Genomic DNA, 14,852 nt, shown 5'->3' on the forward strand with positions numbered 1-14,852 from the left:
CGGGCCGAGCACCGCAACTGGACGCCACCCGCACCAGACACCGTCACCATCACTCGGCAGGACAGAACCTAAGTCACCGGCATTGGGCCTAGGCCGCGCCCAGGCGGTCACGAACGGCCCCTTCGCGCCGCCCGGACCGCCCATGACCGCCCGGACGCGGCCTAAGCTGACCCCATGCCCCGTTACGAGTACCGCTGCCGGTCCTGCGGCAGCACCTTCGAGCTGAACCGCCCGATGGCCGAGTCGTCCGCCCCCGCGAGCTGCCCCGGGGGCCATGAGGACACGGTCAAGCTGCTGTCGACCGTGGCGGTGGGCGGCACCGCCTCCGCGCCGTCGCGCCCCGCCTCCGGCGGCGGTGGCGGCGGGGGCTGCTGCGGTGGGGGCTGCTGCGGTTAGGGCCTGTCTTGTCAGTGGTGGGCCGCGCGCTCCTCGCGGATGTTGGCGACGACCCGGGCCGCCGTCTCGCGTACGGCGGCGGTCTCGGTGAGGAAGTGCCAGTAGTCGGGGTGGCGGCCCTGGAGACCGGCGACGGCGCGGTCCAGGCGGGCCACGGCGTCGTCGAGCGGGCGGGCGTGGCGGGGCTCGGGGGTGGAGCGGCCCTGCATGACGAGGCGCTGGGCGTCGCGGATCGCGAACCGGGTCTTCTCGACCTCGGCCGCCGGGTCCTTCTGCACCTCGTTGAGCCGCCGCAGCCGGTCACCGGCCGCCGACACCGCCCCGTCCAGTTCGTCGAGCAGCGCCCGTACCGTGCTCAGCCGTGACGTCGCGTCCGGCCAGCGCTGCTCGTCGCGCGCCTTCGCCGCCTCCGCGAGCGTCGCCTCGGCCTGCGGGAGCACGGTGCGCGCGTGGGCCGGGACCTGCTGCAGGTCCTCCCAGCAGGCCAGGCTGAAGCGCCGCCGCAGCTCGCTCAGGATCGGGTCCACGCCTTCCGCCCGGGTCGCCAGCGCCTGTGTACGCGTACGGAGGCTGACCAGCCGCTTGTCGATCTCCTGGGCCCGCTCCGGCAGCCGTGCCGCCTCGGCCCGGATCGCCTCGGCGGCCCGCACCACCTCGTCCGCCCGCTGGATGGTCGCCTGCACCCCGTGCGTGCCGGCGCCCTGGTTCAGCTTCCTCAGCTCCGGCGCCAGTGCAGCCAGCCGCCCCGCCAGGTCGTCCGCCTTCAGGCCGGAGGCCCGTACGGCGTCCAGCGCGTTGCTCGCCGCCAGCAGTCCCTGCCGCGCCCGTTCCACGGCCGGCGCCAGCCGTGCCAGCTGCGTCTCCGCCTTCCCCAGCAACGGCCCCAGGCTCTCCCCGAACCTGTCCAGGTCCGCCTTCGCCCTGACCAGGTCGTCCTTCGCCTTGGTCAGCTCCGTCCGGGCGTGCGCCGCTGCCGAGGCGTCCAGCTCGTCCCGGTCCAGGTCGTGGGCGTCGACCGCCGCGATGTAGGCGCCGCTGACCTGGTCGATACGTTCGCCCAGCGCCCGGAAGTCCGCGCGGGCGCGCTGAGCCGCCGGGGAGTTGTCCACCGCCGTGATCGTCTCTATCGAGATCACCAGATCCCGCTGCGCACTGTCCAGCTCATAGAACGCCTCGGCGGCGGCGTCCTTCGCGGCCTGCGCGTCGGCGCGGATGTTGTCCCCGCGCCGCCACCACGAGCGTGCCGTCGTCACAGTCGCTCTCTCCCGCTCCGCCGCGCCGCTGCGCATCCTGCTTTTCCCGTTTTCCGGTCCAGTCTCCCACCCACCCGAGACGAATACACCGACCGGTCCGGTTGCGCGGCAGGTCGTCTCCCCCACCCCGCCCCTTCCCGAAACTGGGCTCAGGCCGTGGCGACAGCCACCATGCGGCGGAGGATCTCCTCCCCCGCGGCCACGCCGGCGGAGCCGAGCGCTTCGACGTGGGGCGCCGTCCAGCCCGTGTCGAAGAGCTCGCCGTGGCCGGGCCGCCAGCCGGCGTCCGCGGCGAGGAGGAGGTCGGCGTCGAGGAGGGAGTCGCCGGCGGCGAAGACGCGGTGGGCGCCGGTGCGGCGGACGACTTCGGCGAGGGCGGCGCTTTTGGTGAGCGGCTTGGGGACGGCGTAGATCTTGCGGCCTTGCATGGAGACGGTCCAGCCGCGCTCGTCGGCCCAGCCGGCCAGCTCCTTGACCCAGCCCTCGGGTACGAGGGAGCGCTCGACGACGAGGTAGACGAAGAGTTCCTCCGCCACCCGCTCCTTGCGCAGCCAGGCCGGGTCGGCGGTGAGGGCGAGGTGGTCGCGGACCTCGGCGAGCGGCGCGGAGCCGTCGGCGAGGCGGCGCCGCATTTCGGTGTTCCAGTCGTGGTCGGTGTGGCCCTTGACCAGGATGTGGCCACCGTTCGCGCAGATCGCGAAGCGCGGTACGGGCCCGGGCAGATTGATCCGCCGGTACTGCTTGCGCGTACGCGTCGTCGCGGGCACGAACTCCGCCGCCGAGGCGAGCTCCTGGACGAGCCCGGCAGCGGTCTCGGTCATGAAGGAGAGCGGGCGGGCCTCGTTGACCTCGACGCAGAGCAGCCGGGGGGCGTACTCGTCCGGCATGGTGAGGGCGAGGGCGGACGGGGAGTAGATGAGGGTGCGGTCGAGGTCGCTGGCGACCAGCTTGCGGGTCACGTTGCTGGTCACTTGGCCGCCACCGCCTTGCCGTCGGTGCCGGTCGCGCCGCGGGTGAAGCGGGGGTGGATGAGGCCGACGCAGGAGTACGGCAGGCCGTCCACCTCCTCGACCGGGACGCCGCGCTGTTCGGCGAGGAGCCGTACGTGGTCGAGGTCGGACCCGGCGCCGCGCTGGGCGAGGATCTTCCAGGGCACGCGGCGCAGCAGCACCCGCGTGGTCTCGCCGACACCCGGCTTGACGAGGTTCACGTCGCCGATGCCGTACTCCTCGCTGATCCGCTCCACCGCCGCCCAGCCCTCCCAGGTGGGCGAGCGGTCGGCGGCCTGCAGCGCCTTCACGTCGTACGCGACCTCCTCGGCGACCTCCGCGAAGCGCGCCTCGACCGCGTCGAGGAACAGCCCGGAGACGTCGGCGCCGGCCAGCTCGCGGTAGAACTTGCCGCCGTGGAAGTCGTCCGGTCCGATCAGGTCGGCGCGCAGCACGGTCCGCGAAACCAGCCCGGAGACGGTCGAGTTGAGGCATGCGGAGGGGATCAGGAAGTCGTCGCGGGTGCCGTAGGTGCGTACGCAGCCGCCGGGGTCGGCCAGGACGGCGATCTCCGGGTCGAAGCCTCCGTACGGCTTGACGGCCTCGGCCAGCTCGCGGGTGATGGCGCCCTTGCCGGTCCAGCCGTCGACGAAGACGGCCTGCTTGGGGTCGTGGTTGGCGGCCAGCCAGCGCAGGGCGGTGGTGTCGATGCCCCGGCCGCGCACGATGGAGACGGCGTAGTGCGGCAGCTCCAGGCCGTGCGCGTGGCGCGCCCAGCGGCGCATCAGGACGCCCACGGGCACTCCGGCCCGGGCCAGCGACACCAGCACCGCGTCCGGGCCGCGCTCGGCGAGCACCAGCTCGGTCACCGCGCCCACCGCCCGCGCTATCCGGGTCGCCGAGGTGTCGAGTGCGGCCCGGAAGAGGGCCTGGTAGTCGGGGCTGGGCTGGTACTCCACCGGCAGCGACTCCGCGTAGTGCGCGCCCCCGCTCTGGATCGCCTCCTCGCGCTCCTCGGTCGGCGCCTCCAGCTCCACGTCCGAGAGGTCCTTGAGCAGCCAGCCGACTTCTTCCGGTGCGTAGGAGGAGAAGGCCGGGCCGCGCAGGGGCTCGGGCAGCGTGCTGGGTTCGTACGAAGGCACCACGGCGAGCAGCAGCCTTTCTGTGTGTTCGGCAAGCTGCGCGAGCAGCCCGCCGGGGGCATGCAGGGCGGGGGTGTCCCCCGCCGAGTCCACGACGGCGACGATCGCGTCGAAGCCCCCGCCTGCGACGTTGTACGCGTAGCGTTCGCCGTCGCCGTCGGCCGGATTGTCGTGATCAGGGAAAACGATACGGGTACGTATCGCATATCCCGGGTCGTCCACGGCGAGTACGGGCGACCGGGTCGTCGTGGAGAACCGCACGTCCGCCGTGCCGGCGAGGGCCTCGTCGAGGGCGCGCGCGAGGCGCAGCGGGGCGTACATCAGCTCTTCGTTGCCCAGTACGAGGACGCTGCGTGCGCCCTCCGGGAGGGCGGCGGCGAGGCGGGCCGCCATGCCGGGGAGCGCGGCTTCGAGGCGGGTCCGGTGCTTCGGGGTGAACCCGTGGCGGCCGCCGTCCGGCAGGCCGGCGGGCCAGCCGAGGTCGACGCGGGGGGTTGTCTCCCCCACCCCGCCCTTTCCCGACCCAGAGCCCAGATCCTCCAACGCCGGACGGGCTGAAGTGTGCTCGGCCACCAATTCCTGCCCCCGCTCAAGCACCCCGTCCGGCAGGACGACCGTGCCGGAGGCCAGCGCGATCAGCTCCACCCGCGCGCCCAGCTCTGCCCCGAACGCGTCCAGGCGGGCGCGGTCCTCCGCGGACCGTACGTCGACCAGCGCGACCACCACGTACCGCTCGCGCGGGTGGCGGGCATGCAGGTCCCGCACCGTGTTGAGGACCGTCCGTCCGGTCGAGAACTCGTCGTCGACCAGCACCAGCGGCCCGTCCCCGGCCAGCAGCCCCGCGTCCTCCGGCAGCAACAGGTGCGACGTGGCGTGGCTGTGCTCCTCCTCGAAGCCGCCGACGGCGGCGACGCCCGCCACGGGGCGGCGGGTGGAGTGCAGGTAGGGGGCGAGGCCCAGGCCGTCGGCGACGGCGTGGCCGAGGCCGGTGGCGGTTTCGGCGTAGCCGAGGACGACGGAACGCGCGGCGGCGGCGTCGCCGAGGAGGGCCCGTACGCGGAGGCCGAGGCCGTGGCCGGCGTCGTAGACGACCGCAGGGCGCTGGGGGACGTGCTTGCCCAGGACGTTGGAGACCAGGAGGTGTGCGCGCTTCTTGTTGCGGCGTACGGCGAGCCCGAGGACGTCGGTGAGGCCGTCCCCGTGCAGCTCGATGCCGAGCCGGTCGGCGACCCACTGGCCGGTCCAGGTGTGCGTCATGGGGTGGGTGTTCCGTTCTGTCGTCACGCTGTCGGTCACGCCGGCACGCATGCCGCGAGAAGCTCCACGAAGCCGGTCTCCTCGCGGGCGACGCCGAAGACCTCGGCCCGCCGGAGAGTGCGCTCGGCCCAGGCGCGGTGGGGCTTCACCTCGTTCATCTTGTTGGTGTACGCGGAGCGCAGCACACCGCCGCCGCTGCGGTCCTCGTGGAGGATGTCGACGGCGTCGCTCCACTCCTCGTGGGAGACGACGTTGAGCGCGTGCACCGGCAGGACGTGCGACGGGTGGATGCAGGTCTTGCCCTGCAGTCCGTTCGTGCGGTCGAGCTCGATCTCCCGCAGCAGTCCGTCCATGTCGTGCTGGATGAGGGACTGGCGCAGGTCGACCGCCTCGGGGACGAAGGGGCTGTGCCGAAGCAGCGGCTTGAACATCCGCTCGGAGTGCCTGAAGTACTCCCACACGGGCCCGGTGACGGTGAAGCCGGTGCCGTCGGCCCGCCCGAGCACGTTGATGACGTCCGCGATGACCGAGGCGACGATGCGGACGTCGTACGCGGTCATGTCGGGCGACCGGCGCAGCCCGTACGCGGAGCAGAAGTCGGTGACGCCGAGCCGCAGGGCGAGGACCCGCTCGCGGTACTTGTCGACGGTGCGGGCGATCCCGTACAGGGTCTCGGTGCGCGTCTCCAGGTGCAGGAGCTGCGGGGATTCGAGGACCGGCATCGCGAAGAGTCGCCGCCCGGAGGCGGCCTCGGCGGCGGTGAGGGCCTCGAGGAAGGGGACGCCGGTCTCCTCGGTGAACTTGGGGAGGACGAAGCCGGACAGCAGCCGGATGTCCTCGCCGAGGCGCCGCGCGAGGTCGGTGATCTGGCGAGGGGTGCGGACCCGGATGAAGAGCAGCGGCAGTTCGCCGCTTTTGGTACGGGCGCCGAGGTCGGCGAACTGGCGGACGAGGTTCTGCTCGGCGCCCTCGACCTCGCGGTCGTCTATGGAGTCCTCGAGGCACAGCACCATCGAGACGACGCCGCGTCCGGCCTGCTTGATGACGTCGTCGGCGAGGGTCTCCCGGGTGGCCGGGCTGTAGAGCGTGGCGCCCAGGGCCACGGAGAGCGTGCGCGTCGGCGAGTCGGAGGTGAACTCCTGCGGCTCGCGGTGGAACAGCTCACTGCGTACGTCTGGCGCGAGGTGCCCGAAGTGGCGCATGCGAATCCCCGTGGTCTGTGATGGAAAGTGTGGCGGGCATCGTCCCCCGACGCCATTGGCCGATTATCGTACGTGTGGGTATACAACCTTCGTTCCCGCCGTGCGTGAAAATCAGGTAACCCCCTCGAGTCCTGGGCGTGTCATCTCGACCGCGCTCGCGCCCGCGTTGTGGGCACGGCGCCCGAAAGGGCAGGATGACGGACATGACGCACGCGATGGTGAAGGGCTCGAACATCCCCCTGAACGCGTCAGGGGTGCGCGCGGTGCTGCGCTGGAGCCCCGGCTCGGATGTCGACGCGTCGGCGCTGCTGCTCGGCCCTGACGGTCGGGTCCGCTCGGACGCGGACTTCGTCTTCTACAACCAGCCGAGGCATCCCTCGGGGCTGGTGCGCCATCTGCCCAAGCAGAGCGTCGCCGAGGGCCTGACCGACAGCGTCGAGGTGGACCTCGCGGCGCTCGACGCAGGGGTGGACCGGGTGGCCATCTGCGCGTCCGCCGACGAGAGCCCGTTCGGGCTGATCTCGGACCTGCGGCTGACGCTGTACGACGCGAGCGGCGAGACCCTGGCGGTGTTCGACGTGGTGCCGGACACCGGCCGCGAGTCGGCGCTGATCTGCGGCGAGCTGTACCGGCGGGGCGAGGGCTGGAAGTTCCGCGCCCTGGGACAGGGGTACGTGAACGGGCTGATCGGCCTCGCCACGGAGTTCGGCATCTCGGTGGACGAGGACGGGCCCGCGCCCGACGCCCCCGGCCCGGATCCGGTGCCGTCGCCCGCCCGCCAGGCCGCCGGGGAGCCGACGTCCGTCCCGCAGCCGGTGCCGGCGCCCACGGTCGTGCCCGAGCCCGACGGCTACCCGCTGCCCGCGCCCACGCAGGTGCCCGCGCAGCCGCTCGCCCAGCCCGCCTACGGCTACCCGCCCACCGAGCCCCCGACCGTCCCGGCTCCCGTGCCCGCCCCGGCCTCCGCCTACGGCTATCCGCAGACCCAGCAGGCGCCGCTCACCGTCCCGGCGTACGGCTACCCGCAGCAGGCCCCGCCGCCGCCCTCGCAGCCGCTCGCCTCACCGACCGCCTTCGCGCTTCCGCCGCAGGGCCCGCAGTTCCAGGAACGCCGCTAGCCGCCAGGCACCTAGCGCACGGCGTTGTTGGCCTTGTAGCCCCGGCCCCACTGCAGGCCCCAGCCGTAGAGCCGGTCGAGCTCGGCCTGGAAGCCGTACACGTACTTGACCTCGCGGCGCACGAGCAGCTCGCCCTTCTTGTTCTCGATGAGGACGACGGCGCAGGAGCGGGCCTGCGGCTCGCGCTCGTTGAGGGGGATCTCGATCCGGGGGCCGGAGGTCGGGAAGATCTCGACCTTGGCGTGGGTGCGGTCGAACGCGGGCGTGCCGTCATAGATGTAGACGAAGACGAGCAGGCGCTTGAACTCGTCGCGCTTGTCGAAGTTGATGTAGAGCGTCTCCCCCGAGGAGCCGCCGAAGCGGTCGTCGCCGCTCATCTGGATCCACGGGGGCGCGTCGAGGTCGCCGAGGAAGTTGCCGAGCGGCTGGACGACGCCCTTGGTGCCGTCGGCGAGCTCGTACATGCAGGCCAGGTCGAGGTCGACGTTGACCATGGCGGGGCCGGCGGCCTGGACGGGCTCGGGCTTGAAGAGGGAGAGCTGGCGGCCCAGCCAGGTGCCGCCCTGCTTGCCGAAGGCGCCGGTGTCGGAGGTGCGCATGGACCACGACAGGTTGATCCGCAGATTGCCGGCCGCCGCGCCCTGCTTGGTCAGGGACACGATCGGATGCCGCCGGGTCAGCTCGACGGTGTGCGCGTTCGCGACATCGAACTGCGCGGCACCACTGGGCCGCAGGAAACTCGGGAACTGCCACATACCGCTACCCCTCCCCTGGACGCGAACCGCCCCCCGCCGGGCGGCGGGGGGCGGGTGGGCCTTGTCGTCGACCGGGGTCAGACCCCGGAGGTGACTTCCGCCTTGTCGTTCGACTGTCCTGAGCTTTCCCCTTCGCGGCGGTTTCGCACCACCGACGACCAGTAGGAAGCGGCGATCAGGACGACGCCGACGAGACCGGTGATGACCTCGTTGATCTCGAACTTGATGGTGACGAGCAGGATGACCGCCAGCGCGCCGATCGCGTAGTGCGCGCCGTGCTCGAGGTAGACGTAGTCGTCCAGGGTGCCCTTGCGGACCAGGTAGACGGTCAGCGACCGGATGTACATCGCGCCGATGCCGAGGCCGAGTGCCATCTCGAAGATGTCGTTGGTGATGGCGAAGGCGCCGATGACCCCGTCGAAGGAGAAGGACGCGTCGATGACCTCGAGGTAGAGGAACATGAAGAACGCGGCCTTGCCGGCCAGGCCGACGGCGGACACCGCCCCGCTCTTGCCGTTCCGGGAGGTCTCCGCGACCGCTCCTGCCTCGCCGGGGGCGTCGTCGGAGGCGTCGTCGTCCTCGTCCAGGCGGTCCTCGAAGTAGCCGGAGATGCCGCCCACGACCAGGTAGGTGATCAGGCCGGCGACGCCGGACAGCAGCACGGTGGCGCTCTTGTCGCCGCCGCCGTGGGCGACGTCGGTGGCGAGGGTCATGGAGGTGACCAGCAGCGCGACCAGTGCGATGACGACCGACAGCATGTCGAGCTTGCCCAGCCTGGACAGCGGCCGCTCCAGCCAGGCCAGCCACTGGTGCTCGCGCGCCTCGAAGATGAAGTCGAGGAAGATCATCAGCAGGAAGACGCCACCGAAGGCGGCGATCGCCGGGTGGGCGGCGGTGACCAGGTGCTCGTAGCGGGTCGGGTCCTGGATGGCGACCTTGACGGCCTCGATGGGGCCGATCTTCGCCGTGATGGCTACGATCACGACCGGGAAGACCAGCCGCATGCCGAAGACGGCGATCAGGACGCCGACGGTCAGGAAGATCTTCTGCCAGAAGGCGTTCATCTTCCGGAGGATGCCGGCGTTGATCACAGCGTTGTCGAAGGAGAGCGAGATCTCCAGAACGGAGAGGATCGCGACGATCGCGAGCCCCTGCGCGCCCCAGAGGACGCCCGCCAAGGCCAGGCCGGCGGCGGTGATGCCCAACGACCAGCCGAATGTTCTCAGGAGCACTGGTAACCCAATCCCTTTGCCGCTTTACGAAACGTTGACCCCGAAGTCTAGGGCGATGCCCCGCAGACCGGACGCGTACCCCTGTCCTACGGCTCGGAACTTCCACTCCCCGCTGTAGCGGTAGAGCTCGCCGAAGATCATCGCGGTCTCGCTGGAAGCGTCCTCGGAGAGGTCGTAGCGGGCCAGCTCGGCCTGGTCGGACTGGTTGATCACGCGGATGAAGGCGTTGCTGACCTGGCCGAAGGTCTGGCCCCGGGTGTCGGCTTCGTAGATCGAGACCGGGAAGACGATCTTGTCGACGTGGTCCGGGACCTTGGTGAGGTCGACCAGGATCGACTCGTCGTCGCCCTCGCCCTCACCGGTGAGGTTGTCGCCGGTGTGCTCGACCGAGCCCTCCGGGCTCTTGAGGTTGTTGTAGAAGACGAAGTACTCGTCGCCGAGCACCCGTCCCGAGGCGCACAGCAGGGCGCTGGCGTCGAGGTCGAAGGGCGCTCCGGTGGTGGAGCGCGCGTCCCAGCCGAGTCCGATCATCACCTGGATGAGATTCGGCGCGGCCTTGGTGAGGGAGACATTGCCCCCCTTGGCGAGCGTGACGCCCATGTCCTGCGTTCCTCCCCGACAGACGTACGGCACCGCGCCGGCGGGGTGCGGTGCCGTACTGATGGATCAGACGTTGACGCCGAAATCCTGCGCGATGCCGCGCAGCCCCGACGCGTACCCCTGGCCGATGGCGCGGAACTTCCACTCCGCGCCGTGCCGGTACAGCTCGCCGAAGACCATGGCGGTCTCGGTGGAGGCGTCCTCGGTCAGGTCGTAGCGCGCCAGCTCTCGGTCGTCGGCCTGGTTCACGACGCGGATGAACGCGTTGCGGACCTGGCCGAAGGACTGCTGCCGGGTCTCGGCCTCGTAGATCGACACCGGGAAGACGATCTTGGCGATCTCGGCCGGGACCCCGGCCAGGTTCACCTTGATCTGCTCGTCGTCGCCCTCGCCCTCACCGGTGATGTTGTCACCGGTGTGCTCGACGGAGCCGTCGGGGCTCTTGAGGTTGTTGAAGAACACGAAGTGCTGGTCGGAGAGGACCTTGCCCTCCGCGCCCGTCAGGAGCGCGCTGGCGTCGAGGTCGAAGTCCGAGCCCGTGGTGGTGCGGGCATCCCAACCGAGGCCGACGATGACGGCCGTGAGATTGGGGGCCTCCTTCGTCAGCGATACGTTGCCACCCTTGCTGAGGCTGACTCCCACGAGTCCTCCCAAATGGTCACTTGCCTTGTTCCAGGACAACGCACCGAGCTTAGTGAGCGGTTCCCGTTCGCTACAGCGCTTCGAGCGCCTTTGCGTACTCCTTGAGGTCACGGGCGTCCGGGAGGCCGTTGACGATGGTCCAGCGGACCACGCCCTCCTTGTCGATGACGAAGGTGCCGCGCACCGCGCAGCCCTTGTCCTCGGCGAAGACGCCGTACGCCCGCGAGGCCTCGCCGTGCGGCCAGAAGTCGGAGAGCAGCGGGTAGTCCAGGCCCTCCTGCTCGGCGAAGACGCGCAGCGTGAACGGGGAGTCGTTGGACACCGCGAGCAGCTGGACGTCGTCGTTCTGGAAGGTGGGCAGTTCGTCGCGCAGCGCGCAGAGCTCGCCCGTGCAGACACCGGTGAAAGCGAAGGGGTAGAACAGCAGTACGACGCTCTTCTCACCGCGGAAGTCGGAGAGCCGGACGGTCTGGCCGTGCTGGTTCTTGAGCTCGAAGTCCGGAGCGTTCTCGCCTACGGCGATCGCCATGGAAACACACCTCTCTGGTCACGGAAGCCTGTCGCGCGGCCCAAGTCTGTCACCCGCGACTACGCCCCACCCAGCCGCCCCGAGGACAGGGTGCACGCGGGTGAACGCGGCACGCCCCCGCAGACCAGGGGTCTGCGGGGGCGCCGTGAAGTGCGGTCCACCTACTTCTTGCCCGCCCGAGCGGTCTTGGGGGTGACCAGTCGGCTGGCGGTCCAGTCCTTGGTCACATTGACGCTGCTCGTCTGAGCCAGGCCGGCGGTCTGCGCGGCCTCTCCGATGTCACTCGGCTCGACGTGTCCGTCGCGGCCGGTCTTCGGGGTCATGAGCCAGATCTGGGCACCGTCGTCGACGGCGGACGTGGCGTCGACCAGGGCGTCGGTCAGGTCGCCGTCGTCATCGCGGAACCACAGAATGACGGCGTCCGCGACGTCGTCGTAGTCCTCGTCGGCGAGCTCCTCGCCCGTGATCTCCTCGATACCCTCGCGGAGCTCCTGGTCGACGTCATCGTCGTAACCCAGCTCCTGGACCACCTGTCCGGGCTCGAAACCAAGCCGGCCAGCCGGGTTGGTCCGCTCCTCCGCGTGGTCCGCGGTCGCGCTCACGTTTTGCCTCCTGTCATGGGGGATACCTTCCCGCCACTGCGCGGGTTATTGGCGGTAGTCCACACGGGCGCGGCGGATCGCGCAAGTACCCAGCCGCCCATCACGCCCATACGTTGACGTGTCACCGCAACCCGCACGTCAAATCGTGACGCAGATCACGCCACTTTGCGAGGGTTCCACCCTAATCGGTGCCCCGGTCGGCCGTACGACCGAGTGGGCGTAGAGTTCAGATTTGGCCGTCGGGCCACCAGCGTCGCGCAAGGGACATGTACGAGTCTGTAAGGGGTCTGTCTCACTACGTGGCGGTTACCGCTCAGTAGAGATGACGATTCCGAGCGACGCGGTACACGATGGAGGCGGCGCGACCCAGCAGAGCAAGACCCTAGTAGCGAAGGAACAGCGTGGCTTCCGGATCCGATCGCAACCCGATCATCATTGGCGGCCTTCCCAGCCAGGTCCCGGACTTTGATCCCGAGGAGACGGCGGAATGGCTCGACTCGCTTGACGCCGCTATCGACGAGCGCGGACGTGAGCGCGCCCGCTACCTGATGCTTCGCCTTATCGAGCGTGCCCGCGAGAAGCGCGTGGCCGTGCCCGAGATGCGCAGCACGGACTACGTGAACACCATCGCGACCAAGGACGAGCCGTTCTTCCCCGGCAACGAGGAGATCGAGCGCAAGGTCCTGAACGCGACCCGCTGGAACGCGGCGGTCATGGTGTCCCGTGCCCAGCGGCCCGGCATCGGCGTCGGCGGCCACATCGCCACCTTCGCCTCTTCGGCCTCCCTCTACGACGTGGGCTTCAACCACTTCTTCCGGGGCAAGGACGGCGGTGACGGCGGCGACCAGATCTTCTTCCAGGGCCACGCCTCCCCTGGCGTCTACGCCCGCGCGTTCCTTCTGGACCGGCTCTCCGAGCAGCAGCTCGACGCCTTCCGGCAGGAGAAGTCCAAGGCCCCGTACGGCCTGTCCAGCTACCCGCACCCGCGGCTGATGCCGGACTTCTGGGAGTTCCCGACCGTCTCGATGGGCCTCGGCCCCCTCGGGGCGATCTACCAGGCCCGGATGAACCGCTACATGCAGGCGCGCGGCATCGCCGACACCTCCGCCTCGCACGTGTGGGCGTTCCTCGGCGACGGCGAGATGGATGAGCCCGAGTCCCTCGGTCAGCTCTCCCTGGCGGCCCGCGAGGGCCTGGACAACCTCACCTTCGTCGTCAACTGCAACCTGCAGCGGCTCGACGGCCCGGTGCGCGGCAACGGCAAGATCATCCAGGAGCTGGAGTCGCAGTTCCGCGGCGCCGGCTGGAACGTCATCAAGCTGGTCTGGGACCGCAGCTGGGACCCGCTGCTCGCCCAGGACCGCGACGGCGTCCTGGTGAACAAGCTCAACACCACGCCCGACGGCCAGTTCCAGACGTACGCCACCGAGTCCGGCGCGTACATCCGCCAGCACTTCTTCGGCGACGACCAGCGGCTGCGCAAGATGGTCGAGGACCTCACCGACGACCAGATCCTGCACCTCGGCCGTGGCGGCCACGACCACAAGAAGATCTTCGCGGCGTACAAGGCGGCCAAGGAGCACGAGGGCCAGCCGACCGTCATCCTCGCCCAGACCGTCAAGGGCTGGACGCTCGGTCCGAACTTCGAGGGCCGCAACGCGACCCACCAGATGAAGAAGCTGACGACCGACGACCTCAAGCGCTTCCGGGACCGGCTGCACATCCCCATCACGGACAAGCAGCTCGAAGAGGGCTACCCGCCCTACTACCACCCGGGCGCGAAGTCCGAGGAGATCCAGTACATGCACGACCGCCGGGCCGGCCTCGGTGGCTACGTCCCGACCCGCGTCGTGCGCGCGAAGCCGCTGCAGCTTCCCGACGACAAGGCCTACGCGGTCACCAGGAAGGGCTCCGGCACCCAGGCGATCGCCACCACCATGGCCTTCGTCCGGCTGCTCAAGGACCTCATGCGGGACAAGGAGATCGGCAAGCGCTTCGTGCCGATCGCCCCGGACGAGTACCGCACCTTCGGCATGGACTCGCTCTTCCCGTCCGCGAAGATCTACAACCCGCTCGGCCAGCAGTACGAGGCCGTGGACCGCGAGCTGCTCCTGGCGTACAAGGAGTCCCCGACCGGCCAGATGCTGCACGACGGCATCTCCGAGGCGGGCTGTACGGCCTCGCTGATCGCGGCCGGTTCGGCCTACGCCACGCACGGCGAGCCGCTGATCCCGATCTACGTCTTCTACTCGATGTTCGGCTTCCAGCGCACCGGTGACCAGTTCTGGCAGATGGGCGACCAGCTCGCCCGCGGCTTCGTGCTGGGCGCCACGGCCGGTCGTACGACCCTGACGGGTGAAGGCCTCCAGCACGCGGACGGCCACTCGCACCTGCTGGCCTCGACCAACCCGGCGGTCGTCGCGTACGACCCCGCGTTCGGCTTCGAGATCGCGCACATCGTCAAGGACGGCCTGCGCCGGATGTACGGCGAGAACAGCGAGGACGTCTTCTACTACCTCACCGTCTACAACGAGCCGATCGTGCACCCGGCCGAGCCGGCCGACGTGGACGTCGAGGGCATCCTCAAGGGCATCTACAAGTACAAGGCCGGCGACACCGGCGCGATCCCGGCGCAGATCCTCGCGTCCGGTGTCGCGGTGCCGTGGGCCATCGAGGCGCAGAAGATCCTCGCCGAGGAGTGGAACGTCAAGGCCGACGTCTGGTCCGCGACCTCGTGGAACGAGCTGCGGCGTGACGCGGTCACGGCCGAGGAGCACAACCTCCTCCACCCCGAGGAGGAGCAGCGCGTCCCGTACGTGACCCGCAAGCTCGCCGGCTCCCAGGGCCCGTTCGTCGCGGTCTCGGACTGGATGCGGGCCGTGCCGGACCAGATCTCGCGCTGGGTCCCCGGCACCTACCAGTCGCTGGGCGCCGACGGTTTCGGCTTCGCCGACACCCGGGGCGCGGCTCGTCGCTTCTTCCACATCGACGCCCAGTCGGTCGTCCTCGGCGTGCTCACCGAGCTCGCCAAGGAGGGCAAGATCGACCGCTCGGTGCTGAAGCAGGCCATCGACCGCTACCAGCTCCTCGACGTCACCGCCGCCGACCCCGGCGCTGCCGGGGGCGACGCGTGAC

At 70.3% G+C, this 14,852-nt stretch carries 13 protein-coding genes; 3 read left to right on the forward strand and 10 right to left on the reverse strand.

Annotated elements, in window-relative coordinates:
* Positions 1–174: 174 nt before the first annotated feature.
* The gene (locus tag ACFXJ5_RS35665; RefSeq protein WP_384640763.1) at positions 175–396 is read left to right on the forward strand and encodes a zinc ribbon domain-containing protein; all 222 of its coding nucleotides are present in this window, start codon (positions 175–177) and stop codon (positions 394–396) included.
* A gap of 11 nt (positions 397–407) precedes the next feature.
* Here ACFXJ5_RS35665 and ACFXJ5_RS35670 read toward each other — a convergent pair whose 3' ends face one another.
* From ACFXJ5_RS35670 to ACFXJ5_RS35685, 4 genes are all read right to left on the reverse strand, one after another.
* Complete coding sequence (locus ACFXJ5_RS35670; protein WP_384640766.1) at positions 408–1,649, reverse strand: hypothetical protein; 1,242 nt, start codon at positions 1,647–1,649, stop codon at positions 408–410.
* A 149-nt stretch (positions 1,650–1,798) separates the two neighbouring features.
* Positions 1,799–2,620: an HAD family hydrolase gene (locus tag ACFXJ5_RS35675; protein ID WP_384640768.1), complete on the reverse strand. Its 822-nt coding sequence runs from the start codon at positions 2,618–2,620 to the stop codon at positions 1,799–1,801.
* A complete protein-coding gene (locus ACFXJ5_RS35680) occupies positions 2,617–5,037 on the reverse strand; it encodes a phosphoribosyltransferase (protein ID WP_384640896.1) in 2,421 nt (806 codons plus the stop codon). The genes ACFXJ5_RS35675 and ACFXJ5_RS35680 overlap by 4 nt, the downstream gene beginning before the upstream one ends.
* Before the next feature lie 35 nt (positions 5,038–5,072).
* Positions 5,073–6,239 carry an HpcH/HpaI aldolase/citrate lyase family protein gene (locus ACFXJ5_RS35685; protein WP_384640771.1) on the reverse strand — a complete coding sequence of 389 codons (1,167 nt, stop codon included), beginning with the start codon at positions 6,237–6,239 and terminating at the stop codon, positions 5,073–5,075.
* Between the two features lie 203 nt (positions 6,240–6,442).
* On the opposite strand from ACFXJ5_RS35685, the gene ACFXJ5_RS35690 reads away from it, so the two are divergent.
* Positions 6,443–7,357, forward strand: a complete 915-nt coding sequence (locus ACFXJ5_RS35690; protein WP_384640774.1) for a TerD family protein — start codon at positions 6,443–6,445, stop codon at positions 7,355–7,357.
* An 11-nt stretch (positions 7,358–7,368) separates the two neighbouring features.
* On the opposite strand, the gene ACFXJ5_RS35695 is transcribed toward ACFXJ5_RS35690, so the two are convergent.
* The 6 genes from ACFXJ5_RS35695 to ACFXJ5_RS35720 all read right to left on the reverse strand — a co-directional run bounded on the left by ACFXJ5_RS35695 (position 7,369) and on the right by ACFXJ5_RS35720 (position 11,717).
* A complete protein-coding gene (locus ACFXJ5_RS35695; RefSeq protein WP_384640777.1) occupies positions 7,369–8,112 on the reverse strand; it encodes a Tellurium resistance in 744 nt (247 codons plus the stop codon).
* A 77-nt stretch (positions 8,113–8,189) separates the two neighbouring features.
* Positions 8,190–9,344 carry a DUF475 domain-containing protein gene (locus tag ACFXJ5_RS35700; protein WP_384640780.1) on the reverse strand — a complete coding sequence of 385 codons (1,155 nt, stop codon included), beginning with the start codon at positions 9,342–9,344 and terminating at the stop codon, positions 8,190–8,192.
* A gap of 24 nt (positions 9,345–9,368) precedes the next feature.
* Entirely contained in the window at positions 9,369–9,944 is a 576-nt protein-coding gene (locus tag ACFXJ5_RS35705; RefSeq protein WP_384640783.1) for a TerD family protein, read from the reverse strand.
* A gap of 66 nt (positions 9,945–10,010) precedes the next feature.
* The gene (locus ACFXJ5_RS35710; protein ID WP_384640786.1) at positions 10,011–10,586 is read right to left on the reverse strand and encodes a TerD family protein; all 576 of its coding nucleotides are present in this window, start codon (positions 10,584–10,586) and stop codon (positions 10,011–10,013) included.
* 70 nt (positions 10,587–10,656) lie between these two features.
* Positions 10,657–11,115 (reverse strand): peroxiredoxin, encoded by a 459-nt coding sequence (locus ACFXJ5_RS35715; RefSeq protein ID WP_384640789.1) that lies wholly within the window; start codon positions 11,113–11,115, stop codon positions 10,657–10,659.
* Between the two features lie 161 nt (positions 11,116–11,276).
* A complete protein-coding gene (locus tag ACFXJ5_RS35720) occupies positions 11,277–11,717 on the reverse strand; it encodes a DUF3052 domain-containing protein (RefSeq protein ID WP_127359816.1) in 441 nt (146 codons plus the stop codon).
* Positions 11,718–12,118: 401 nt separating this feature from the next.
* Here ACFXJ5_RS35720 and aceE point away from each other — a divergent pair, with 401 nt between their 5' ends.
* Complete coding sequence (gene aceE, locus ACFXJ5_RS35725; RefSeq protein ID WP_384640792.1) at positions 12,119–14,851, forward strand: pyruvate dehydrogenase (acetyl-transferring), homodimeric type; 2,733 nt, start codon at positions 12,119–12,121, stop codon at positions 14,849–14,851.
* Position 14,852 lies beyond the last annotated feature (1 nt).

This window comes from Streptomyces sp. NPDC059373 (assembly GCF_042751495.1).
Lineage (GTDB): Bacteria > Actinomycetota > Actinomycetes > Streptomycetales > Streptomycetaceae > Actinacidiphila.